27 protein-coding genes are annotated in these 21,103 nt (G+C 32.2%); 3 read left to right on the forward strand and 24 right to left on the reverse strand.

Features of this window, described 5'->3' with window-relative positions:
* The 4 genes from ACFWV9_RS12490 to ACFWV9_RS12505 all read right to left on the reverse strand — a co-directional run bounded on the left by ACFWV9_RS12490 (position 1) and on the right by ACFWV9_RS12505 (position 2,908).
* The gene (locus tag ACFWV9_RS12490) at positions 1–477 is read right to left on the reverse strand and encodes a biotin/lipoyl-containing protein (RefSeq protein ID WP_411895561.1); all 477 of its coding nucleotides are present in this window, start codon (positions 475–477) and stop codon (positions 1–3) included.
* Between the two features lie 81 nt (positions 478–558).
* Entirely contained in the window at positions 559–1,233 is a 675-nt protein-coding gene (locus ACFWV9_RS12495) for a PrsW family intramembrane metalloprotease (RefSeq protein ID WP_411895562.1), read from the reverse strand.
* Positions 1,230–1,787, reverse strand: a complete 558-nt coding sequence (locus ACFWV9_RS12500; protein ID WP_411895563.1) for an NUDIX hydrolase — start codon at positions 1,785–1,787, stop codon at positions 1,230–1,232. Before ACFWV9_RS12500 ends, ACFWV9_RS12495 begins: the two co-directional genes overlap by 4 nt.
* A gap of 32 nt (positions 1,788–1,819) precedes the next feature.
* On the reverse strand, positions 1,820–2,908 hold the full coding sequence (locus tag ACFWV9_RS12505; RefSeq protein WP_411895564.1) for a M42 family metallopeptidase: 1,089 nt from the start codon (positions 2,906–2,908) through the stop codon (positions 1,820–1,822).
* A 125-nt stretch (positions 2,909–3,033) separates the two neighbouring features.
* On the opposite strand from ACFWV9_RS12505, the gene ACFWV9_RS12510 reads away from it, so the two are divergent.
* Both ACFWV9_RS12510 and trhA read left to right on the forward strand, forming a co-directional pair.
* Positions 3,034–3,711, forward strand: coding sequence for a DUF4294 domain-containing protein (locus ACFWV9_RS12510; protein ID WP_411895565.1), 678 nt, complete (start codon positions 3,034–3,036; stop codon positions 3,709–3,711).
* Complete coding sequence (gene trhA, locus ACFWV9_RS12515) at positions 3,711–4,337, forward strand: PAQR family membrane homeostasis protein TrhA (RefSeq protein WP_411895566.1); 627 nt, start codon at positions 3,711–3,713, stop codon at positions 4,335–4,337. Before ACFWV9_RS12510 ends, trhA begins: the two co-directional genes overlap by 1 nt.
* Positions 4,338–4,343: 6 nt before the next feature.
* Here trhA and ACFWV9_RS12520 read toward each other — a convergent pair whose 3' ends face one another.
* The 5 genes from ACFWV9_RS12520 to ACFWV9_RS12540 all read right to left on the reverse strand — a co-directional run bounded on the left by ACFWV9_RS12520 (position 4,344) and on the right by ACFWV9_RS12540 (position 7,718).
* Positions 4,344–5,063 carry a class I SAM-dependent methyltransferase gene (locus ACFWV9_RS12520; protein ID WP_411895567.1) on the reverse strand — a complete coding sequence of 240 codons (720 nt, stop codon included), beginning with the start codon at positions 5,061–5,063 and terminating at the stop codon, positions 4,344–4,346.
* Between the two features lie 13 nt (positions 5,064–5,076).
* The gene (locus tag ACFWV9_RS12525; protein WP_411895568.1) at positions 5,077–5,760 is read right to left on the reverse strand and encodes a hypothetical protein; all 684 of its coding nucleotides are present in this window, start codon (positions 5,758–5,760) and stop codon (positions 5,077–5,079) included.
* Between the two features lie 114 nt (positions 5,761–5,874).
* Complete coding sequence (locus ACFWV9_RS12530; protein ID WP_411895569.1) at positions 5,875–6,303, reverse strand: DUF4268 domain-containing protein; 429 nt, start codon at positions 6,301–6,303, stop codon at positions 5,875–5,877.
* A complete protein-coding gene (locus ACFWV9_RS12535) occupies positions 6,303–6,977 on the reverse strand; it encodes a ZIP family metal transporter (RefSeq protein WP_411895570.1) in 675 nt (224 codons plus the stop codon). The genes ACFWV9_RS12530 and ACFWV9_RS12535 overlap by 1 nt, the downstream gene beginning before the upstream one ends.
* Positions 6,978–6,986: 9 nt before the next feature.
* Positions 6,987–7,718, reverse strand: a complete 732-nt coding sequence (locus tag ACFWV9_RS12540; RefSeq protein WP_411895571.1) for a class I SAM-dependent methyltransferase — start codon at positions 7,716–7,718, stop codon at positions 6,987–6,989.
* Between the two features lie 55 nt (positions 7,719–7,773).
* On the opposite strand from ACFWV9_RS12540, the gene ACFWV9_RS12545 reads away from it, so the two are divergent.
* Positions 7,774–8,940, forward strand: coding sequence for a THUMP domain-containing class I SAM-dependent RNA methyltransferase (locus ACFWV9_RS12545; protein WP_411895572.1), 1,167 nt, complete (start codon positions 7,774–7,776; stop codon positions 8,938–8,940).
* Here the strand turns inward: ACFWV9_RS12545 and ACFWV9_RS12550 are convergent.
* The 15 genes from ACFWV9_RS12550 to ppk2 (ACFWV9_RS12620) form a co-directional block, all read right to left on the reverse strand.
* Complete coding sequence (locus ACFWV9_RS12550; protein WP_411895573.1) at positions 8,937–9,515, reverse strand: DUF4136 domain-containing protein; 579 nt, start codon at positions 9,513–9,515, stop codon at positions 8,937–8,939. The two genes, ACFWV9_RS12545 and ACFWV9_RS12550, sit on opposite strands and share 4 nt — an antisense overlap.
* Positions 9,516–9,599: 84 nt before the next feature.
* Complete coding sequence (locus ACFWV9_RS12555; protein WP_411895574.1) at positions 9,600–10,082, reverse strand: hypothetical protein; 483 nt, start codon at positions 10,080–10,082, stop codon at positions 9,600–9,602.
* A 1-nt stretch (position 10,083) separates the two neighbouring features.
* Positions 10,084–10,773: a LytR/AlgR family response regulator transcription factor gene (locus ACFWV9_RS12560; RefSeq protein WP_411895575.1), complete on the reverse strand. Its 690-nt coding sequence runs from the start codon at positions 10,771–10,773 to the stop codon at positions 10,084–10,086.
* Entirely contained in the window at positions 10,763–11,824 is a 1,062-nt protein-coding gene (locus ACFWV9_RS12565) for a sensor histidine kinase (RefSeq protein WP_411895576.1), read from the reverse strand. Before ACFWV9_RS12565 ends, ACFWV9_RS12560 begins: the two co-directional genes overlap by 11 nt.
* Complete coding sequence (locus ACFWV9_RS12570) at positions 11,811–12,473, reverse strand: hypothetical protein (protein ID WP_411895577.1); 663 nt, start codon at positions 12,471–12,473, stop codon at positions 11,811–11,813. The genes ACFWV9_RS12565 and ACFWV9_RS12570 overlap by 14 nt, the downstream gene beginning before the upstream one ends.
* Positions 12,474–12,600: 127 nt before the next feature.
* Positions 12,601–12,870, reverse strand: a complete 270-nt coding sequence (locus ACFWV9_RS12575) for a YidH family protein (RefSeq protein WP_411895578.1) — start codon at positions 12,868–12,870, stop codon at positions 12,601–12,603.
* On the reverse strand, positions 12,870–14,480 hold the full coding sequence (locus ACFWV9_RS12580) for a class I SAM-dependent methyltransferase (RefSeq protein ID WP_411895579.1): 1,611 nt from the start codon (positions 14,478–14,480) through the stop codon (positions 12,870–12,872). The genes ACFWV9_RS12575 and ACFWV9_RS12580 overlap by 1 nt, the downstream gene beginning before the upstream one ends.
* Positions 14,481–14,553: 73 nt before the next feature.
* The gene (locus ACFWV9_RS12585) at positions 14,554–15,729 is read right to left on the reverse strand and encodes a cytochrome-c peroxidase (protein WP_411895580.1); all 1,176 of its coding nucleotides are present in this window, start codon (positions 15,727–15,729) and stop codon (positions 14,554–14,556) included.
* Positions 15,730–15,789: 60 nt separating this feature from the next.
* On the reverse strand, positions 15,790–16,686 hold the full coding sequence (locus ACFWV9_RS12590; RefSeq protein WP_411895581.1) for a GIN domain-containing protein: 897 nt from the start codon (positions 16,684–16,686) through the stop codon (positions 15,790–15,792).
* A gap of 3 nt (positions 16,687–16,689) precedes the next feature.
* Positions 16,690–17,076: a hypothetical protein gene (locus ACFWV9_RS12595; protein WP_411895582.1), complete on the reverse strand. Its 387-nt coding sequence runs from the start codon at positions 17,074–17,076 to the stop codon at positions 16,690–16,692.
* A 4-nt stretch (positions 17,077–17,080) separates the two neighbouring features.
* Positions 17,081–17,569 (reverse strand): hypothetical protein, encoded by a 489-nt coding sequence (locus ACFWV9_RS12600; RefSeq protein WP_411895583.1) that lies wholly within the window; start codon positions 17,567–17,569, stop codon positions 17,081–17,083.
* Positions 17,570–17,579: 10 nt separating this feature from the next.
* The gene (locus ACFWV9_RS12605) at positions 17,580–18,074 is read right to left on the reverse strand and encodes a DoxX family protein (RefSeq protein ID WP_411895584.1); all 495 of its coding nucleotides are present in this window, start codon (positions 18,072–18,074) and stop codon (positions 17,580–17,582) included.
* Positions 18,075–18,173: 99 nt separating this feature from the next.
* Positions 18,174–19,169 carry a helix-turn-helix domain-containing protein gene (locus ACFWV9_RS12610; RefSeq protein ID WP_411895585.1) on the reverse strand — a complete coding sequence of 332 codons (996 nt, stop codon included), beginning with the start codon at positions 19,167–19,169 and terminating at the stop codon, positions 18,174–18,176.
* A gap of 239 nt (positions 19,170–19,408) precedes the next feature.
* Positions 19,409–20,239 carry a polyphosphate kinase 2 gene (gene ppk2, locus ACFWV9_RS12615; RefSeq protein WP_411895586.1) on the reverse strand — a complete coding sequence of 277 codons (831 nt, stop codon included), beginning with the start codon at positions 20,237–20,239 and terminating at the stop codon, positions 19,409–19,411.
* Positions 20,239–21,093, reverse strand: a complete 855-nt coding sequence (gene ppk2, locus ACFWV9_RS12620; protein WP_411895587.1) for a polyphosphate kinase 2 — start codon at positions 21,091–21,093, stop codon at positions 20,239–20,241. Before ppk2 (ACFWV9_RS12620) ends, ppk2 (ACFWV9_RS12615) begins: the two co-directional genes overlap by 1 nt.
* Positions 21,094–21,103: the final 10 nt, after the last annotated feature.

Consider the following 21,103-nt stretch of genomic DNA (forward strand, 5'->3'; position numbering starts at 1 on the left):
TTATTCGAATTCGATTAGAAGTGAGTCTTTATCTACAGTTTCACCTTGATTAACACTTACTGTTTTAACTATGCCATCGCACGGAGAATTAATAACGTTTTCCATTTTCATAGCTTCTAGTATTAGTAAAGGATCATCTTCTTTAACTTCTTGACCTTCGTTTATATTAATTTCTAGAATTAAACCAGGCATTGGTGCCTTGATTTCATTGACTTTCTTAGAGCCACCAATTTCAAAACCTAAATCCTCAATTTGCTGATCTAAAGCGTTTTTAATATCAACTTCATATGTATTGTTGTTAATCTTAACCGTATACTTTTTGTTGTTGAAATCAGATTTTAGAATTTTAGATTTTACTGAGGCATTTTCTTGTAAAATGTGAAAATTGTTTGGCGAAGTTTCGATGCAATCTAGTGCCTCAATTTGCTTCTCATCAACTTCAAATTGATGCGTAGCATTCACTTTGATTTTATACATAATTGCGTATTTAAGAGTGCTAAATTATACATTAAAGAATTCCCAAAATATGAAATATATCATGTTTTATCTAGTACTTATTTAAGTTTTAAATTTCGAATTGTTTTGATGTGTTTCTATTGCTTTTTTTGATAGTAATACACCGATAATCAGCGATATAAATGCACCAATAGAAATACCAGGAATAAAATTGATAAATAGAAAAAAATCATATGCACCATGAAATAATACAGCCAATAATAATCCTGTAATATTAAGTCGCAAACGGTGTTTAGAAAATTTAGCTTTTCCCATGTAATAACCCATCAATATACCAAAAGTTGCATGCGCAGGTACAGCAGTAAATGCTCTTAACACTGCTATTTGATAACCACCTTCTAAAACATAAAGGACATTCTCCGTACATGCAAAACCCATGGAGACCATTACGGCATAGACAATACCATCATATTGTTCGTTGAATGCTTTGCGAGGTTGGGCAAAGTACTTAACTATTATGTATTTGCTAAATTCTTCTGAAAGACCCACTACCAAAAATGCCTGGATAAATTGTTGCCAAATACTGTACTTATCTGTAACTGGTATAAAATGACCTGTAAATAGGTAAATAATTGTAACAATTATGATACTAACTATAGCACCAAGAATAAAGTTTAGGATTAATAAACCAACAGGTTCCTTCTCGTACTTGTCCTGAAGATAAATATATATTAAAATAACTAGAACTGGTGCAACAGCAAATAATACTAAGTTCATATACTTAATGTTGTTTTAATAGCATTAAGTACAAATTCGTAATATGGTTTATTTTTTGGAACAAAATGACTGTTTTCTTCGCTTTGTGAAAGTAATGCTTCAAATTGGTCGTAATTAACCAATTTCAGCGCTTCAACTTCATCTTCTTGAGGTTTTAGCTTACTTATTTCAGTTTTTAAATTAGCTATATATACTTGGTGAAATTCATAGTCTCTTATATTCCCGTTATCGTACGAGGATTCATGAAGTTTAACACCAATTTTTTTTAAGTCGTTTGGATTTAAATCCAAACCAATTTCTTCTTTTGTTTCCCTCAGCGCAGCTTCAATAAATGATTCACCAGCATCAATATGGCCTGCAACTGAGACGTCCCAAAGCAAAGGGAAAATCAATTTTTTATGAGACCGCTGTTGAAGCAAAATTTCACCATTAGATGTATATAGCCAAAGATGAATGGTGTTATGATACCAACCATTTTTATGCGCTTCAGATTTAAGCGCTATCTTACCTGTATGCCTACCAGATTTTGTTACTATGTCTATATACTCATCCATAAAATTAGCCTCAAATAATTGAGGCTATAATTCTATTCAAAATAACTAAATGTTGCACCATCTTCTATTTTAAGAAGCGATTCGTAAATTAATCTAATTACATTTTCAACATCTTCTTTATGTACCATTTCTACGGTTGTATGCATATACCTCAATGGCAAAGAAATTAAGGCAGAAGCAACGCCACCATTACTATATGCAAAAGCATCAGTATCTGTGCCTGTTGCTCTAGACAAGGCTGCACGTTGAAAAGGTATTTTCTTTTCCTCTGCTGTATCCGTAATCAAATCTCTTAGTTTTTGTTGTACTGCTGGTGCATAGGCCACAACAGGTCCTTTACCAATCTCAGCATAACCTTGTTTCTTTTGATCTATCATTGGTGTGGTAGTATCGTGGGTAACATCAGTTACTATAGCAACATTTGGTTTTATCGTCTGCGTTATCATTTCAGCACCACGTAAACCAATTTCTTCTTGTACAGAATTGGTTACGTATAGCCCAAATGGTAATTTCTTTTTGTTTTGATGTAATAAACGAGCCACTTCAGCAATCATAAATCCACCCATTCTATTGTCTAAAGCACGGCAGACAAATTTATCTCCATTTAATATGTGAAATTCATCCGGATAGGTAATCACACAACCTACATGAACTCCCATTTTTTCAACTTCGGCTTTGTCCTTTGCACCAATATCAATACAGATGTTATCTGGTTTTGGTGGTTCTTCCTTAGCTCTATTTCTTGTGTGTATAGCAGGCCATCCAAATACTCCCTTTACAATACCTTTCTTGGTATGAATATTTACTATTTTACTTGGCGCGATTTGATGATCACTACCACCATTTCTAACAACGTATAAAAGACCTTTATCTGAAATATAATTGACGTACCAAGAGATCTCATCGGCATGTCCTTCAATAACTACTTTATATTTTGCCTTTGGATTTATTACTGCCACAGCTGAACCATAGGTGTCTGTAATGAACTCATCTACATAAGGTTTTAGATAATCCATCCATAGTTTTTGCCCATCCCATTCATATCCTGTTGGTGATGCATTATTTAGATATTTCTCTAAAAAGTCCATTGACTTTTTTGTCAATAATTGCTTTTTTGCCATGTGTAAAAATTTTTGTTTAAAAATAATAATATTAATACGAATTTAGGGTTTATGGTAGTATTAATTATTAATTTTGATATGTCCTAAAATGAGTTCTTTGGAATGATTTTATAAGGAGTTTATTTATGAAATATATAATCATCATATTTTTATTTTTTAACCCTATTTTAACGGCTCAAGTAGATCCAGTAAAACAAGATTCTACAGTTGTTGAATATATTATAATTGAAGGTGATTCTATACCAAGAACAGCTATAGATTTAGATGAAGTACTCGTTTTACCTGAGCTGAATTTTAAAAGTAGAGATGAAAGGATAAGGTATTTAGTGTTACGCCGTAAAACACTCAAAGTATATCCTTACGCAAAACTGGCTGCAGAACGTTTGGAGTCATTACAAGAACGTTTATCAAAACTAAAGCGAAAGCGAGAGAAAAAACGTTACTCAAAGGTGATACAAAAATATATTGAGGATGAGTTTTCAGCCGAGCTTAAAAAACTGACTAAAACAGAGGGGCAAATCTTAGTAAAACTTATACACAGACAGACAGGTACAACGACCTTTGATTTAATCAAAGAATTACGTAGTGGCTGGAGAGCATTTTGGTTTAATAATACCGCTAAGGTTTTTGATATTTCATTAAAAAAAGAATTTAGTCCGATAGACGAAAAAGAAGACTATTTAATTGAAGACATCTTGCAACGTGCATTTCAGAATGAACAGTTAGATAGGCAAAAACCTGCCTTTGAAATTGATTTTTATGCATGCGTAAATAAATGGGGTAAACCAAAAACTAAAAGCTAATGAGAGCTCAAACTAAGCTCGAGGAACAACTTAATTCATGGTCTCATGGTATCGGAGCATGTCTTGGAATTGCTGGTTTGGTGCTGTTGATTTTAAGTGTCGATCAAACAAAATCATTTCATCTGTTCAGTGTTATTGTTTACGGCATATCTATTATAGTACTTTTTTTAGCATCTACTTTATATCACGCTGTGGAGAGTGAAAAACGAAAACATTACTTTAGAATTATTGATCATATTAGTATTTATTTACTAATTGCAGGTACTTATACACCAGTATTACTTATTCAGCTAACAGACAGTTTAGGTTGGACCTTATTTTGGACTGTTTGGGGAATCGCTTTGTTTGGAGTAATCCTTAAACTATTTTTTACTGGTAAGTTTGAAGTATTTTCTACATCACTTTATTTAATAATGGGCTGGTTGATAGTGTTTGACTTCTCCAACTTGTCGGATGCATTAGGTTCAAACGGTGTACTTTGGTTATTTGCAGGAGGACTTTTCTATACTGTTGGAATAATTTTCTATGCAATTCAGCGCCTACCTTTTAATCATGTAATTTGGCACTTTTTCGTTTTAGGTGGTGCAATTTGCCATTTCTTTATGATCTATTTCCACGTTATTTAATTTTTCTCATTCTTTAATAAACACCATGCAATGTTGCCATGGTAAATTGCTAATGTTTTTTTTTAATTTAAAACCTGAAGCTTTTAATTCTTTGACTGCTTGGTTTTCAGTCATTTTGTGAAGTCTTTTTATAGGTACAGTATTGTCTTCGCCTCTATATTCAATTAAGTAAATTTCTCCATTTGGTTTTAAAGCTTTTTTTATCGACATCAACATTTCAAATGGATAACTAAATTCATGATAAACATCTACCATCAAAACCTTATCCACAGTGTTTTCTGGCAAGTTGACTGATTTTTCACTTCCTAGAATAGTTTCAATAGTATTATACTTATTGAATTTTGGATTCATCATTAGAGCAGTAAGCATTTCTTCCTGTATGTCAACGGCAAATACTTTTCCTTTTTTTGTTAAAGGAGCCATTTTATATACGTGGTAACCAGAGCCAGCTCCGATGTCTGCTATAACATCAGTAGATTGGATGTCCATGTTTTTTATGAGCTTAGTTGTTTGTTCTTCTTTTTCGCGTTCTGGTCGTTCTAACCAATTAATGCCTTGATAGCCCATCACATAGGCAATTTCTCTACCCATATACCATTTGCCTATGCCATTGTAATCTCCTTCTTTTAATGTATAGCGATCTATTGCTGTACTATCCTGAGCGCTTATGCTAGCTACAGTCAACACAAATATTATTAGAAAGCTAAAGGAGCTTATATACTTCATAATATTTAAAATTCTAATTATTAGCATCTGCTAACGGCGAAATCATAATGTGTGCCCTATGTGTTCCGGGATTCATAATCCAAGGATGATTCGAGGCTACAGGAGCTTCAGGAAGGCCTGTAGATTCTGCAGTGGCAAATGGTAAGTACACTACATAACGGTATTTTGCTCCTTCAACTAATGACGTTATCGGGTCGTAAAGTTCGCCTGATCCGTAATAAATATGAAGAGTAGAGCCAGGCTTTCCCATGCTTAATTTCCCTGATTTTGCTTCTTCTCCTCTGATATCAAAAATTTCCGTTCCAGTTTTACCCTCGGCTTTAAGTTCTCTGCCTCTGGCCATAAAAGGTTCTAAACTTTTATGGTAACACGCTACGCTGAATCCAGATTTTTTTGGATCATCTGCGATAACAATAAATTCATTATTACCTTCTCTTAGAGTAACAAATTCACCAGCCATATTATAGCCTATAACTTTGCAATTGTCTCTACTTGCTTTAGGCGCAGCCATTACTGCCGTAGCAATCAAAGCTTCATCCGAATCTATTGGGATTAACTCTTTTTCTATATCATTTGATGAAGCATCATTGTTAGTTACCGTAGAAGGTGATTCGTTTGGTTCAATTTTGGTCTTTTCTGATGAATTGCAAGACATTAATAATCCTGCTAGGCTGAATATTATAATACTATATTTCATGATAATATGTTTATTTACTTTCCGATTGTTTTCGCTAGATTAGAAGAATTAACTTCATATAAAAATAAGCATTTCTATATTCAAACTAAGAGCTACGAAACGTCTTTAAGAATTTTAGGAATTTATAATATCTCGATATTCCTCAAAAAATGTTTCAAATAACACCATATTGGTATTAAAGAATTCCATCACATCACGCCATGTGTTTTTATTGTGTATGGATACTTTTTGCTCTAAAGGCAAATAGATACGTGAGATTTCTTTACCGTTATCTAAATAGTATTCCTCTTCGTAAATAGCATCTGGTAAGTATTCATTTAGGAGTATACCTTTTAGTGCAACTAGCTTTTCCCAGCAATTTATTCTGTTTTCTAAATTATCTTCTAAATCTAGTGCTATAAGAGCTTTTTTAGTATCAAAATGAAATTTAAAGGATAGGCCTTTAATCTTAGTATTATACAACAGCCATTTTCTTGGAAAGGATTTTCCGAAGCTTGTCCAGAATTCTTGGCGAAGTAATCTACTTTCTTCTTTCGAGAACATTAAATAAAATATGCAATTAATACACCTAACACAATGGCAAGAAGCTTTGATAAATTGAATTTGTGACCTTCGCCAGTTTCAAATAGAATTGTTGTAGAAATATGTAAAAAGATTCCAATGGCCACTGCACTAATAATATCTACATATTCTGCCGCAATTGAAGTGTTATTTGAAATTATTGTTCCTAAAGGTGTCATGGTGCCGAAGAAGATTAAAAAACCAACGACTTGAATCTTATTATAATTTGATTGTAATAAAAACACTGTGATTAGAGCTGCTATGGGTATTTTATGAATAAATACACCATAAACCATATCGTTATGCTGATGAATAGGGAAACCTTCAATAAAACTATGAATACATAAACTTATAAATAACAACCAAGGAAACCTTGTTTCTTCTTTATGAATATGTACATGGCCATGTTCTGCACCTTTTGAAAAAAATTCCAAAATAATTTGAAGCAAAATACCACACATAATAAATAGTCCGGTACGCTTAGCTTCTAGGTGTTCATATACCTCTGGTAATAGATCAAAAAGCGTAAGCGCCAATAGAAAAGCTCCACTAAAGGATAACAAAAGTTTTGTACCTATTGTTTTTTGCTTTTTGGTTAAAATTGCAATTGCAACTCCGATTATGATAGCATAAATAGGAAAAAGATACTTATTCATACCTGCAATTTACTTAAAAATCATAATGAGACGTTCTGAGGAGTTAGGATGAAATTTTTGAAGATTATAATCTCCAAATATATCTAACAAGTGAACTCCCGCTTTTTCAAATAATTCTTTAAAATCTTCAAGTGTAAAAGCCTTAACGCGCTCCTGAAACTCATAATGTTCTCCATCAACTTCAAAACTTATATCTTTAATAATATAACCGTCAATAATGCTTCGTTTTTGATAAAAATCAATTCCATCAACCGATTTAACATCTTGAGCTACTAAATTGGATGTAACATAATTGGTGTTCATAAAATCAATAACTCCAAAACCAAATTCATTAAGCTCTGATTTTATTGCCTTAATTGTATTAAGATTACAGCTTTCGTCGTCAAAATAGCCAAAGCTTGTAAAGAGGTTAAAGACAGCATCAAACTTACCTTGGTAGGGTTTGCTCATATCATGTACCTTAAACTTTAAGGTATCATTTTCAAATTGTTTGGCGTGTTTAATACTTTGTTCTGATAAATCTACACCAGTGACATTATAGCCTAGTGTATTAAGGTATACAGAATGCCTTCCTTTACCACATGCTAAATCTAATATTTTACTTTGTTTAGGTAGATTTAGATAATCTGTAAGATTATCCATGAAACCCTGAGCTTCAGAATAATCTCTGTCTTTATATAAAATGTGGTAATAAGGTGTATCAAACCACGAGGCATACCATTGTTCAGTGGATTTATTCATATCAATAAATGTCGCACAAAAATACTGTATTTTTGCAATCTATTAGACGTTACTTATGGACAATAATTTCAAGATGGTTGCCAAAACTTTATTTGGCTTTGAAGATATTTTGGCAAAAGAATTGACACAGTTGGGTGCTATGCATGTAGAGAAAGGTGTTCGTAATGTTAGTTTTGTAGGTGACAAAGGATTTATGTACAAAGCAAATCTTGGACTTAGAACTGCTATAAAGATTTTAAAGCCAATCGATTCTTTTAGAGTTACCAGAGAGGAAGATTTATATAACAACGTTAAAAAAATTAAATGGGAGAACTACCTTAAAACTGATGGATCACTTTCGGTTGATGCAACAGTACATCACAGTATATTTACGCATTCACAATATACTGCTCTTAAAACGAAAGATGCTATTGTCGACAGATTTAGAGATACAACTGGTACAAGACCAAATGTAGATCTTCGCTTCCCTGATTTAAAAATAAACGTACATATTGATAGACAACGCTGTACGATATCTCTTGATACTTCTGGAGAATCCTTGCATAGAAGAGGGTACAAAATTGCAACCAATATTGCGCCAATAAACGAGGTTTTAGCTGCAGGATTGATTATGATGAGTGGTTGGGATGGACAAACTGATTTTATGGATCCGATGTGTGGTAGTGGAACTATTTTAGCAGAAGCAGCGATGATAGCGTGTAATATTCCACCTAACCTTATGCGTAAGGAATTTGGATTTGAACGCTGGGAGGATTGGGATGTAGATTTATTTGAAAAAATTGAAGAATCATTATTAAAGAAAACAAGGGACTTTCATTATAAAATCTTAGGTTATGATAAGTCGCCATCGGCTGTGAAAAAGGCTAAGGAGAATATCAAAAATGCACATTTAGATGAGTTTATTACCATAAAGCATGAAGATTTCTTTAAAACTCAAAAGGCTGGAACCGACAAATTGCATATGGTTTTTAATCCGCCATATGGTGAGCGTTTAGAGAATCTTAACGCTGAAGAATTTTATGGAGATATAGGTACAACGCTTAAACATGGATATCCTAATACAAATGCCTGGCTCATAACCTCTAACATAGAGGCACTCAAATTTGTTGGTCTTAGACCATCTAGAAAGATTAAAGTTTTTAATGCCAAATTAGAGTCGCGTTTAGTTAAATACGAAATGTATGAAGGTAGCCGAAAGGCAAAAAAACAAGCCAATAATTAAAACGAATCATATTCTTTTGATTCATCAGGATTCTTAGCTACAAGAGTTTTTGGGTAAGTATCATAAAGGTCTCTTACTAATTCGTTAATGTATGGTTTCAATTTTTTATCTGATTGTTTGAGATCACAAACAATAGAAGCATGCCAAATTACCTTTTTAGTTTCAAAATCTGCGACATAAACAACCAATGTCTCTTCTTCATAAGTTTCGGTATGGATTGTACAGCTCTCCCAATATTCTAACTCTTCTGAGTGTTCACAGTCAGTAAACTCAGCGGTTTCTTCGCTTATTAGTAATCTAAATCCGGCTTGTAATTGAGGATTTAATACATTAGTACGATGCCCCTTATTTTCAATTTCTAGAGCAACTGCATCACCTATAATTCTTCTAACTTCTTCATTATCTAAGTCAGGATGGTTTGTGTGTTCCACAAAAAAATCGTCCACACATAATACGTATGTTTCATATTGGTTAAAATCTATTTCTAGGTTATAATCGTAAACGACTTCGCTAGTAGTGGCACAGCTAAAAACAAGTGCAAATATTAAGAATAAAAGTTTGTTGTGAATTTTCATAACGCCAGAATTTAGAATGTATCTAAAGTTCTTAATAATGGTGCAGAATAACTATGATAAATGTCAAGTTTATAAAAAGATGATTTATTTTAAATTTTCAATTTCTTCTAATTGCATATTATAATCATATTGCAGGTCTTCATGAAGGGCTGTAATTTTCTTTTGCATAGAAGCTACCTGTCTATGATAAAGATTGCTTAGAGTTTTATTTCTGTGTATAGAAGGTGATAATTCATTCAGACGTTCACAGAAATAAAGAAGTAGTTCTACTTCAGTTGATTTTTTGTTAGAATACCGACTATATATTCTAATTTGTCTTAGAATCTTTCGAATGGTTTTTTTCATGTAGAAGTAACTATCTGTGTTCATCGTTTCAAAAAGTTCATCTAAGCTGTTTTTTACGCTGATTACATATCCGTCTTCATCATGGGACTCAAATAATAAATAGGTGAGGAGTGCTTTGTTTTCTTTTTTAAATCTGCCTAATCGTAAACAAAGGGCTAATAAATCTTCCTTTGGGAGGTGTTTTAATTCCTTCTTAATGGTTACAATGGATTCGATCTTCATATTACAAATTTAAGGCATTTAAAACAGATTGCTTATAAGTTTGTCCTATAGGAATCGTGTGTTTTTCTATGGTTATTTGATTGCCTGATATTTGGCTCATTTTATTAAGATTAACGCTAAATGATTTATGAACACGTAAGAAGTGATTTGGCAGATTGTTAATGAAATTAGAAAACGTACTATGTGTAACAATGGTTTTTAAATTGGTATGGATTTTAACATAGTCGCCATAGGCCTCAATATATTGAATATCACCAAACAAGACTTTGTGCAACGATTTGTTTTCCTTTAGAATAATGAATTCTGAAGTTTCATTATCAATATTTAATGCACGTATGGTCTTATTTATAGCTGTTAAAAACCGCTCAAATGAAATGGGTTTTAATAAATAATCAATAGCGTTTACTTCAAATCCTTCAACTGCATATTGCGAATATGCGGTAGTGAAGATTACCTTAGGTGGATCATTAAGTGTTTTATAAAATTCTAGACCAGTTTGATTGGGCATATTAATATCTAAAAATAATAAATCAACTTTGCTATTTAATTGAAGGTATTTAAAAGCTTCACCAGCATTATTACAAGTGGCTTTTAACTCTAGAGTACTTACCTCTGCAATGAAATGTTGTAAAACCTTTTGAGAGGAAATTTCATCATCTACAATTATACACGTAATAGTATTAGATTTCATTGGTTAAGGTTAAAGTCACTTTATAATTGTCTGAATTATCGTCAATAATTAATTTGTGGTTGTTAGGATACACCAATTTAAGATTATTTTTCAGGTTGTTTATGCCTACTCCAGAATGCTTATCCTCTAGTGTATTAGTTTTTAGATTTGCATTTGAGATGGAAAAGGAAAAGGTTTTATTTTGTTGCTTGACACTAATTGTTATTGGTGTTTGTGTTTCGCCAGAAACAATTCCATGTTTATAACTATTTTCCAAAAGTGGCAATAAAAGCATTGGGTAAATTTGATAATTTTCATTTTCAACTTCAATGGTGAGTTTGGTAGTATTAGGGGTTTTTACTCTATAATTTTGAAATGCAATATAATTTTTAAGCAGAATAATTTCTTCATTAAGACTTACACGATCCATATCAGAATCATAAATCACGTAACGTAAAATATCAGATAACTGAATAATAGCTTGAGAAATATCTTCTTTTTTTTCTAAGGCTAGTGCATAAATTACATTTAATGAATTGAATAAAAAATGTGGATTTATTTGAGACCTTAAGGAAGACAATTGTGTTTCAAATTGAAGGCTTTTTAGTTTTAAAATCTTATTCTCATTGGAGTTAAAATAGAACCAATCTTCACCAAGTTTTAAAAGCGTTGTGCTTACTAAGAATATAGAAATAACAATAATTAAATTGTTATTAGTTAAATATGAGATGAAAAAATAAGAAGGAAATAATTCATCCAATATTGGTTGAAAATACCTGTAAATGAAATAACCAAATAATAAACCTGTAATAATAAAACCAAAACTATATTTTAGATAGTATTCCTTTTTGAGAAATTTAGGAATAAGCCAGTAAAAATTTATACATACTGGTATTGCAATTAATATTAGAAATCCGATGGTGTAAACAAAGTCTATAGTAACAGGAAGTTTCCCTTTTGTAAAGACAAATATTAAAATTACAAAAGCTAATGTCCACAGAATACTATGAAATAATAGTGGTCTGTGAACATTTTTAGATTTTATGATTTGATTTAAATTAAGGCTTGGCATTGCTTGGTTTTAAAGTTTTGATCACATCCTTATCCCATTTGTTTTCAATATTGGAGGCCATAAATTTTTGAAGGAATCTATAAAGCTCCTCACTACTAGCAGTAAGTACTAAGTCCTCATCAATCCCAGTTTGTTCGTGCTTAATCCTAATTTTATTTTCATTTATTAGGTTTTTCACTACGGATTCATCTAACCATTTTAGTTTGATTGAACCATCTTCTTGAAAATCTACAAATGTTACACTGTGTGTTTTTAATAGATGTTGTGCGGCCAAACTATTTAGGCCACTATCTTCATAGTCGAACGGTGTGAAATCTAAAAACAAATGCTCATCAACCATAAAAGGCATAACAAGGAATAGTGCTTCTTTATCAGAACTATTGTAATTTACCACATAAGCATCTTTATATAATTCATAAGCTTCCTTATCTTCTTTCAATAACTCAACGTCACCTTCATTATCTTTTTCCCAAGATTCTTTAAAGGATAAAAATTCCCAAGTACTTGTTTTTCCTGTTGTCCAACTACCCAAAAGTTTTTCATTGAATTTTATGTGGTCTTTAAGATAAAATGGCTGTATAGATTTTACGATACAAGAACTAAATAGCAGAAATAAACCAACTACTAATATAGATTTGAACTTTTTCATGTCTTTTGGCTTTAAAGTTTAAGCTAAATTCTAAATCTTAAAATTGTATAACAACAAATTTCGACAAACACGATTCTGCTCATGCCAAACAATTGAGATTTATTATTTGACAATGATTTTTATCAAATTATTCTTTATAGTGTTTGCGTATCTTACGTTTAACTCTTAACAGCCTGAAAATGCCAATGGCTAGGATAATCACCGAAATATTGACTAGTACTATACCAAATGATTCTATATCAGAAAACATATCTAATTTAATAATTGTAACACCTGTGCCCAAAAGGACAAGAAAGGTCCTGAAGTAGGCCAGGAAAGTCCGTTCGTTTGCAAGTTTGGTGCGCTCAATGGCTAACCAATCTCGAGTGATTAATTGATTTTCATCCTTATTTGACATTAATCTTTTCCTTTTAATAGGTTAATACTAACCGTGGCCAATTCACTATTTGGAAATCTTGCAAAATGATTATCATCTGGTACAAGTCCTGCTTTTTCTGCCATGGATCTAAATACGTCTACTTCTAAAATATATTGGTCACTAAAGCCATGTGTTGCATTGTATGCTGTCGCAGGTGTTTTACCAATATTATTTGCTACAAACTGTGGGTTTATGGTATGTAATTCGATAATTAATAATCCAAATTTTTCCACAAATGGTTTCCATTTGCTCAAATGTTCAAATAGTGAGGCTTCAACATCATTATTAGATAATCTTAAGCCATCGCTTGCAAATGCTCCTGTAGATTTACTAATTATATCATGTTTTTGCTTTGGTGAATTCCAAATTCTGTTGTGATCTAAAAATGTTCTTACATTTAATAAATCTCTTAGTTCAATATTGTAGTCGTCTTTTAAATCTAAAGCCAGCAGGTCGGGTCTTCCAATATCGCCCCAAATTACTTTGGCCCAAATATCTGCTTTGATAAGATTTGCTCGTGTTACTTTTAAGGCAGCCTTATTAAAGTCTGCGCCAACTAAAAGGAGTGGATATTCATCTAACATTGTACCTCTTAAGGTTTGTTGATCAATAACATTAAAAATATGCTCAATAAATGCACCGTTGCCACAACCCATGTCTAAAATTCCTTTTGGTTGTTCATCAATAGGTCTATTAAACAATTCTATAATAACTTTATCTATTACCTTAAAATAAGTTGCATGAGCACCACCGCTTCCCCAAACGTTCATTTCCCTATGGACGTGTTTTTCCGTTTCGTTAGGCGTTGAGGTCTTTAATATTTTAGAGTTACCAAAAATGAGTTCATCTAATTGTAAAAATGTTGGAATATAAGACACTGTTACACCATAAGCACTAGCACGCTTAGCAAAAAATAAACCTTTGTCCGTGAATTGATAGGTGTTTTTCTTTTTATTAAACCAACCTAAATGAGCTAAAAAATCTAATATTTTTCTGAAACTTTCAGGATCTCTATGGTATTCTTCGGCTGTAAAAGACGCTTCCATAAAGTATTTATGAAATAAACCATTTACACCTAATAATACGATAATTGGACCCGCTATAACACCTTCAATATGCTTCAATATTTGATACTCAATCGAAGATTCATCCGAAGTTGTTAAACCGTAATTACCTTCAAATTTCTTAAAGATTCGTTCTAATGTAATGAAGGCATCTACGCTGATCATTTTATCCTCAGCAAATCGATCTGAATATTTTAAAAGATTAACCACATCTTCATATAGCGGAACTAACTCAAAAGCAATTTTACTATTGGTATTAGTTTTATAGATGACCTTGTTTGATACATTATCAAGTTCTTGAATGAGCCATCCTTGAGAACACAGAACTCTGAGAGCTACATTTAAATAACCTTCGTTAGCCGTGAATTTTTTAGTTAAGTCAATAAGTGGTACACTCTCATTTTTTAGAAGATATTCTAAGATGTTATGTTTGTGTAATGTATAAGCCGATGGAGCAGTGGCTATACCGTCTAAATGTCTAAATATTGTAGATCTTAATTTTGATTTATCTGATTTTTTCAGCATAAATTATCTTTGACTTAAAGATATAAAAAAAGCACCTACAGGGTAAGTGCTTTGTATTTTAATTGATGTCTTATTAATTATTAAATGGATTACTCCATTTCTCGTCAGTATAAACATTGTTGCCTGCAAGTGTATTGATAAAAGCGATTACAGCATCTCTTTCTGTATCAGTAATATTTAGCTGTTGGCCTATACCATTTGGTCTTAAACGAGGATCTAAGTTAGGATTGTTACCAACGGTTATTTGATTATAATGGTTTATAGTTGTCACCAGATTATTACTTAATCCAATATGCATAAATGGTCCATTGCTGGTACCATCTGCCTTAACCACATCTCTGAGACTTGGTGATCTTGTATTGTTAAAATCAAAACCAGACTGATCTGCAGTACTAATTATTCCATTATTTAAGGAGTTAGGGTCTATGCTGAATTCTGGTGGTTGATGACAACCTGCACAACCTAGACCACCATTAATTCTGATACCTTGATTATTGAATGCAGGCGGTTGTAAAAATAAATTCTTGCCTTGGTTTTCTTCAACGGTATAATTGTTAAATGGCTGGCCATCATTAATGGCAACACTTCTTCCTTGGTCATATTTGCTATCAAAGGATTGTATGCTTCTTATAAATTGTGCAAGAGCTTGTTGTATCCTGGTTTCATTTATTGTTTCGGAACCAAATGCGAGGTTAAATAACTCAGGATAATATTCAGTATTTTCTAATTTTGAAATTAAGTCATTGAATGAAAGATCTCCATTTTCTCCACTAAAACCCATTTCAATATGATCTTGAATAGGCATTGTCGTTTGTACTTCTAAACTACCAGCATGCTCATCCCAAAAGAAATTATTTTCATCAGCAAATCTAGAATTTACTAACCTCATGGAATGCCTGCCAGTTAATCCATTTATACCAATGCTTACACTAGCATTGTCGCTAAATGCCAGTTCTTGTTTATGGCAACTAGCGCATGATACTGTATTGTCAGTAGATAAATTTTGGTCATAGAACAATATACGTCCTAAAGTAGCTCCTTCGTCGGTAATTGGATTGTTAATTGGTGTGTTATCTCGCGTTATATAAGAAGGAATTGTTTGATTTTGATAATTTGGCAAGGCATCAAAATCAATATTAAAATAGGTGCTTAGGTCAATATTATCTGGGTTTTCAGTTGTAGTACTGTCATCATTAGAGCTACAATTATATAAAAGTGCTAAAATTAATAAGGAAACAATCTTATGCATTGATTGATGGATTTAGTGGTTTTATATTATTTAGACCTTAAGATTTTTAAAAGGTTTAAATTAAAAAAGGTTAATAATTTTCCCTTCATCTTCTTTTTTGATTTTTACAAGAAGTTTTTTAAAACCAAGTGCACTTACTTTATATACTTTTGTTCCAACAGACCAGTTTTCTTTGCGTTTTGAATTAGGCATCATAGGAAACCCATAACTGAATTTTGAACCATCGGGTTTTGGACCTACTACGTAAAAGTGGTTCCTATTGAATGAATTATTCTTTATCCTAAATTTAATGAACTTAGCATCTGGCTTTTTAAGAGTTTCAACTTCAGAAAGTGCTATAATTTTACCGCCACTTTTAGTTTTCTTACTTATCGATTCAGGTGTGTTTACATAAATTAATCTTCCATCGTTTGATACATCAGCCCATAACTTATTTTGAGGATTAACCGTTATTTTACCGTATTTCCAGAGATTTACATATACATTTTCAGCTACTAATTCAGAAGCATCAATAGTGGCTAATTCTGCACCTAAACGTAACTCCCTCGTTTCACCTTCAATGATTACATTACCTATTGGTGCCATTACCTGTAGACTTTCATTATTTATGTTTATAATTCTAGTTGTATCATGTGTACCCTGGTCTATACGCTTAATGTTTGGAGCTCCTATCTTTATTAGGATACTTTGGGATGCCGAAATCCACTCTTTTTGATTTAGAGCTAAAGTACCATCTTCAACATCTTTTTCGATTAAATCAAACAAGTTTTTATCAGTGGTAATTGTTATAGAATTTTCAGTTGCAGATTGGTCGATAGTTACTTTTGCATACAAATTAATAGTTATACGTTCTATGGTCTCTGTTTTGAATGTTTTCGTTTCAATAAGCTTGTTTCCTTTTACCTGTGCAATACCTGTTAAGCCAACAAGCAAAAGCAATAATGTTAAATTTTTCATGGTTTAGTTTTTTGTGATTTTTTCTTCTGGGTTATTAAAGACAGCTTCGTATGTTATGATTTCTGGCTTGTATTCAAATTGGATAACTCTATTATTAAAATTTTTCAATTCATATTCATTTTCACCATTTACAAATTTGAATTCTATTTGATTTACAGCAGTTTCTTCAGAAACTGTCACTTCATATATACCATCATTATTTTCATCTGTTAGAAAAATCGTTTCATTCCATGAATTAGTAGTAAAATTACCTCTAACCCCAACATCAATTGGTTGTTCAATCGCATTCATATCTACCATAAAGGTTACTGTCTTTAGATGAACTTCTTGCACACAACTTGTTAGAATAAATGAGATAAAAAAGATTATTGTTTTTTTGAAATATTTCATGGCTTTATTGTTTTTTTGAGAATTCATAGGTGTTTCTGACAAAACGTTTATCATCGTATTTGTACTGAACTTCTTTGATGGTTTTTAAAACGTCCTTACTAAAGATGTGGGTTATGTAGATGTCAGCTTTTCTCCCATTATCCTTGCCCTCATAATATGTGACAAAAGTGCGTTGGTTGTTTTCGAGAGCGTTACTAATGAGTTTCTCATTTCCATAATAAGTGCCACCTTTTTTAAGTTTTACAGAAGAAGAATTATTTTTGTTAGGTTCGTAGGTATATTGAATATTAGTAATTATTCGGTCTTTTTTAATCTTCATCTGCATGGTAGCGTCAACAGAACTTAATTCTCCAGATTGATAATCTTTGTAAGTCAATTTACCTTCCCAGGCAGTATTATTAAGTATTTGGAAGTCTTCTATTTTTAAAGGTTCTTGAGCATTACCTGTTAATAGCAAACCGAATATGCATATTGTAAAAAGTGTTGTTTTCATAGCTGTTTTATTATTTTAATTTTTTACTGATTAAATAGTCCAGACCAAAACGACCAGAACCTAATATGAGATTATAGATGGCAACCCATAGGAATCCAATTGCCGGTAACATACCCCAAAGTCCTTGATTCCATTTTTGCATAAAAATAGCCACTAACATGGTGCACATAATTAAGAATGAAGCTATTCTGGTCTTAAGGCCAAACATCAGAAATAAACCACCTACGGCTTCACTGAATGCGCCCATCCATGCAAAGAATACAGGAGCCACAGCAAAGATACCTCCATAGGAAGCCACATCTTCTGGAAACCAAGCCGAGACTTCAAATAGATTTAGATTTTGACTTTCTGCTGTCCATGGCATACCAAATTTGTCTGCACCAAACATGGCAGTTAACCATAATCCACATAGAACGCGTGGTATAGCTAAGACTAGATCTGATATCCAATGTTTTTGAATAACAGGTGTAATTAGGAATTTTAAAATAGCGTATAATCGTTTCATTGCTGTTGTGTTTTTGTTCGTTGGTACAAATTTGCAATGAATGTTTTCGCTAAAGGACTTAAAATGTATTTGGGTGTCTTAAATACGATTTGAGACGTCTCAAATACTTTTAGATTTAAGATATTCAGTAGGAGAGGAGTTGGTTATTTTTTTGAAGACACGATTGAATGTAGCTTTGCTATTAAAACCGCATTCTTCAGCAATACCAATTAATGACAGCTGTTTATGCTTGTCATTATTCAACATATCTTTAAAGGCATTTACTCTGTATTCGTTTACAAAATCATTAAAATTTTTGTTGAATCCAGAATTTATAGTTTCAGATAGTTGTGCTCTGCTCATATGAGCCATTTTTGCTAAATCTGATAGGTTTAGATCAGAATTCAGATAGGCTTTTTCAATTTCCATAAGCCTAGTTACTTTTTTAATATCTTCTTCGGAAATGGTCTTTACTTCTTGATCTGAATTAGATTCAGGAATTCCTATTGTTTTAGGCGTAAAGGTGAAATCTAACTTATTAAGCTTTGTTGTATCGGTGAAATACCCCTTGATACCAACATATAATGTCACTAAAGCAACAAAAAGGTTAAGCCACCATCGCTGTTCATAACCTAAATCCATAAAACGCGCTGCTACAATATCTTGTATGACACCATATAAAAATGAAAGACTAAACAATATTAAGAAGCTTAGTATCCAATTAAGCTCTAGTTTAAAAGTGTTGGAGAAATATTGAATGATTTTTTTTCGATAATTATAGAATAGTTGAAATGTAAATGCCAGATAAACAAGTATAAATGGTGCTTCGATATAACTCATAATGGATTGCACATAAGTCTCATCTAGTTCAATTTTCAAAACACCATTTTGTGTGGCGTTAAAACCTGGTTGCAACGCATCATAGGTATAAATGCCAAAACGATAAATAATTACGGCTAATGCTAATGAGAAATGCCACCAATATGATTTCTTAAACTTGAAATTTGAAGTAGTTATCGATTTTACATACAGAAAAATAAGCGGTGCTAAACCAATTCCAATATTAATAAGAAAATAATTGATTTTGGTGGTCCTAAATTCATCATACCAACCCATGAAACCAACTGTGTAACAAATTTGACTATAGCAGGTGAGTAATAATATTAAACCTAAAAATAAATCTGAAATATTTCGTTTTATGACATATCGGTGAAGTAGTAGTATAGCAAATATCAATCCTTGAAGAACAAGAATTAATAAAGGTAAACTATATCTATTAAAATCTGGAAACACTTAAGATCAAAAACCTAAAGTTATAAAAAGAATCTTAACGAATATAAATAATCTTGAAGTTGTTACTCGCCGTGTACTATTGTCTTAAATGTCTTTGGCTTAATTTTTTCCGTATCCTTTATTTCATAAGGTATATTTTGAAGAATGTATTCAAAAGCTCGGATTCTAGCGTTGGTTTTTCTATTTGCCTTAATTATTTTCCAAGGTGCGGCTACTTGAGTATTTTCAAACATGGCTTCTTTATACTTTGTATATTCGTCCCATAACGTCAATGCACGTTTATCTACCTCACTATATTTCCATTTTTTATGAGATGAGTTGATGATATCTTTAAAACGTCTTTCTTGTTCGTTTTTAGTTATGGAGAAATATAACTTTAGAAAAATGATACCGGAATCTTGAATCATTTTTTCAAATTCATTAACCTGGCCCATGAAAACCTCATACTCTTTTCTACTGCAAAAACCATTCACAGGTTCAACAACAGCTCTGTTGTACCAGCTTCTATCAAAAAAAACAATCTCACCATTGTTTGGCAATCGGTTGATATAACGTTGAAAATACCATTGCCCTAATTCTGTTTGATTTGGTTTAGGTAAGGCTACAACTCTTATTGCTCTTGGGGGCAGGTGTTGAATAATACGTCTTATAGCTCCACCTTTGCCTGCGGCGTCACGACCCTCAAAAAGTATAATTACTTTCTTATTGTTTTTGGCAACCCATTGCTGAAGAATTAACATTTCCTCTTGAAGTTTTTCGAGGCGCTTCTCGTATTTCACACTTTTAAGAGATTTTTGAATGTCGAGTTTGCTTTGTCTTAATAATGCCTCTAAACCTTTTCTGCTATTTAGAATGTTGAGATCTTTATCTGTTATATTATATATCTTAGTCATTATCGGTCTAGTTGTATGGTGTTTCTAAAATAGCGTTGTACAATATTAGGGTCTGGCAACAAGTTTTTGCAAATTGCTCCCTTATTTTCGTAATCAAACAAGCTCAGTACATATTTAATACTTTCAAGTCTTGCCTGTTTTTTGTCATTAGATTTTATGACTACCCATGGACTGAAGTGGTTATGGGTTCTACTGAACATTTGGTTTTTATAAGTAGTAAATTTATCCCATAGTTCTTGTCCTTTCTCGTCTACTGGACTAAATTTCCACTTTTTTAAAGGGTTATTTAAACGTTTCTCAAAACGTCGCTGTTGCTCATCCTTAGAAACGGAAAACCAAAATTTAATAATAAGTGTACCAGATTCAAATAACATGTGTTCAAATTCTGGAACCTGAATCATAAAACGATCGTATTGTGTTTTATCACAGAAACCCATAACAGGTTCTACAACAGCTCTGTTGTACCAACTTCTATCAAAGAAAACAATTTCACCAGCATTTGGTAATTCTTTAATATAGCGATTAAAGTACCACTGGTTTCTTTCTACTTCAGTAGGTTTGTTTAAGGCAACAACACGCATTGCCCTTGGATTAAGATGTTCCTTAAATCGTTTAATTGTTCCTCCTTTACCAGAAGCATCCCTTCCTTCAAAAATGATTGCTATTTTTTTATTTTCTTTTTGTACCCATCTTTGAAATTGAACAAGTTCTGCTTGTAGTGGTAATAGTTCTTGTTCATATTCGTGCTTTTCTAAAGCTTTCTCGTAGTTTAAATCTGAAGCTTTATTAGTCTCTAAATAATCGATAAGATCAGACTTCTTTTTAAAGGAATTTATCAGTTCTCTTGTTAGCATAGAATAGTAT

The organism is Winogradskyella sp. A2, assembly GCF_046762865.1.
Taxonomy (GTDB): domain Bacteria; phylum Bacteroidota; class Bacteroidia; order Flavobacteriales; family Flavobacteriaceae; genus Winogradskyella.

Coding starts and splice junctions, on each gene's coding strand:
- ACFWV9_RS12490 (WP_411895561.1), bottom strand. CDS start 477: ATGTATAAAATCAAAGTGAATGCTACGCATCAATTTGAAGTTGATGAG.
- ACFWV9_RS12495 (WP_411895562.1), bottom strand. CDS start 1,233: ATGAACTTAGTATTATTTGCTGTTGCACCAGTTCTAGTTATTTTAATA.
- ACFWV9_RS12500 (WP_411895563.1), bottom strand. CDS start 1,787: ATGGATGAGTATATAGACATAGTAACAAAATCTGGTAGGCATACAGGT.
- ACFWV9_RS12505 (WP_411895564.1), bottom strand. CDS start 2,908: ATGGCAAAAAAGCAATTATTGACAAAAAAGTCAATGGACTTTTTAGAG.
- ACFWV9_RS12510 (WP_411895565.1), top strand. CDS start 3,034: ATGAAATATATAATCATCATATTTTTATTTTTTAACCCTATTTTAACG.
- trhA (WP_411895566.1), top strand. CDS start 3,711: ATGAGAGCTCAAACTAAGCTCGAGGAACAACTTAATTCATGGTCTCAT.
- ACFWV9_RS12520 (WP_411895567.1), bottom strand. CDS start 5,063: ATGAAGTATATAAGCTCCTTTAGCTTTCTAATAATATTTGTGTTGACT.
- ACFWV9_RS12525 (WP_411895568.1), bottom strand. CDS start 5,760: ATGAAATATAGTATTATAATATTCAGCCTAGCAGGATTATTAATGTCT.
- ACFWV9_RS12530 (WP_411895569.1), bottom strand. CDS start 6,303: ATGTTCTCGAAAGAAGAAAGTAGATTACTTCGCCAAGAATTCTGGACA.
- ACFWV9_RS12535 (WP_411895570.1), bottom strand. CDS start 6,977: ATGAATAAGTATCTTTTTCCTATTTATGCTATCATAATCGGAGTTGCA.
- ACFWV9_RS12540 (WP_411895571.1), bottom strand. CDS start 7,718: ATGAATAAATCCACTGAACAATGGTATGCCTCGTGGTTTGATACACCT.
- ACFWV9_RS12545 (WP_411895572.1), top strand. CDS start 7,774: ATGGACAATAATTTCAAGATGGTTGCCAAAACTTTATTTGGCTTTGAA.
- ACFWV9_RS12550 (WP_411895573.1), bottom strand. CDS start 9,515: ATGAAAATTCACAACAAACTTTTATTCTTAATATTTGCACTTGTTTTT.
- ACFWV9_RS12555 (WP_411895574.1), bottom strand. CDS start 10,082: ATGAAGATCGAATCCATTGTAACCATTAAGAAGGAATTAAAACACCTC.
- ACFWV9_RS12560 (WP_411895575.1), bottom strand. CDS start 10,773: ATGAAATCTAATACTATTACGTGTATAATTGTAGATGATGAAATTTCC.
- ACFWV9_RS12565 (WP_411895576.1), bottom strand. CDS start 11,824: ATGCCAAGCCTTAATTTAAATCAAATCATAAAATCTAAAAATGTTCAC.
- ACFWV9_RS12570 (WP_411895577.1), bottom strand. CDS start 12,473: ATGAAAAAGTTCAAATCTATATTAGTAGTTGGTTTATTTCTGCTATTT.
- ACFWV9_RS12575 (WP_411895578.1), bottom strand. CDS start 12,870: ATGTCAAATAAGGATGAAAATCAATTAATCACTCGAGATTGGTTAGCC.
- ACFWV9_RS12580 (WP_411895579.1), bottom strand. CDS start 14,480: ATGCTGAAAAAATCAGATAAATCAAAATTAAGATCTACAATATTTAGA.
- ACFWV9_RS12585 (WP_411895580.1), bottom strand. CDS start 15,729: ATGCATAAGATTGTTTCCTTATTAATTTTAGCACTTTTATATAATTGT.
- ACFWV9_RS12590 (WP_411895581.1), bottom strand. CDS start 16,686: ATGAAAAATTTAACATTATTGCTTTTGCTTGTTGGCTTAACAGGTATT.
- ACFWV9_RS12595 (WP_411895582.1), bottom strand. CDS start 17,076: ATGAAATATTTCAAAAAAACAATAATCTTTTTTATCTCATTTATTCTA.
- ACFWV9_RS12600 (WP_411895583.1), bottom strand. CDS start 17,569: ATGAAAACAACACTTTTTACAATATGCATATTCGGTTTGCTATTAACA.
- ACFWV9_RS12605 (WP_411895584.1), bottom strand. CDS start 18,074: ATGAAACGATTATACGCTATTTTAAAATTCCTAATTACACCTGTTATT.
- ACFWV9_RS12610 (WP_411895585.1), bottom strand. CDS start 19,169: ATGGGTTGGTATGATGAATTTAGGACCACCAAAATCAATTATTTTCTT.
- ppk2 (WP_411895586.1), bottom strand. CDS start 20,239: ATGACTAAGATATATAATATAACAGATAAAGATCTCAACATTCTAAAT.
- ppk2 (WP_411895587.1), bottom strand. CDS start 21,093: ATGCTAACAAGAGAACTGATAAATTCCTTTAAAAAGAAGTCTGATCTT.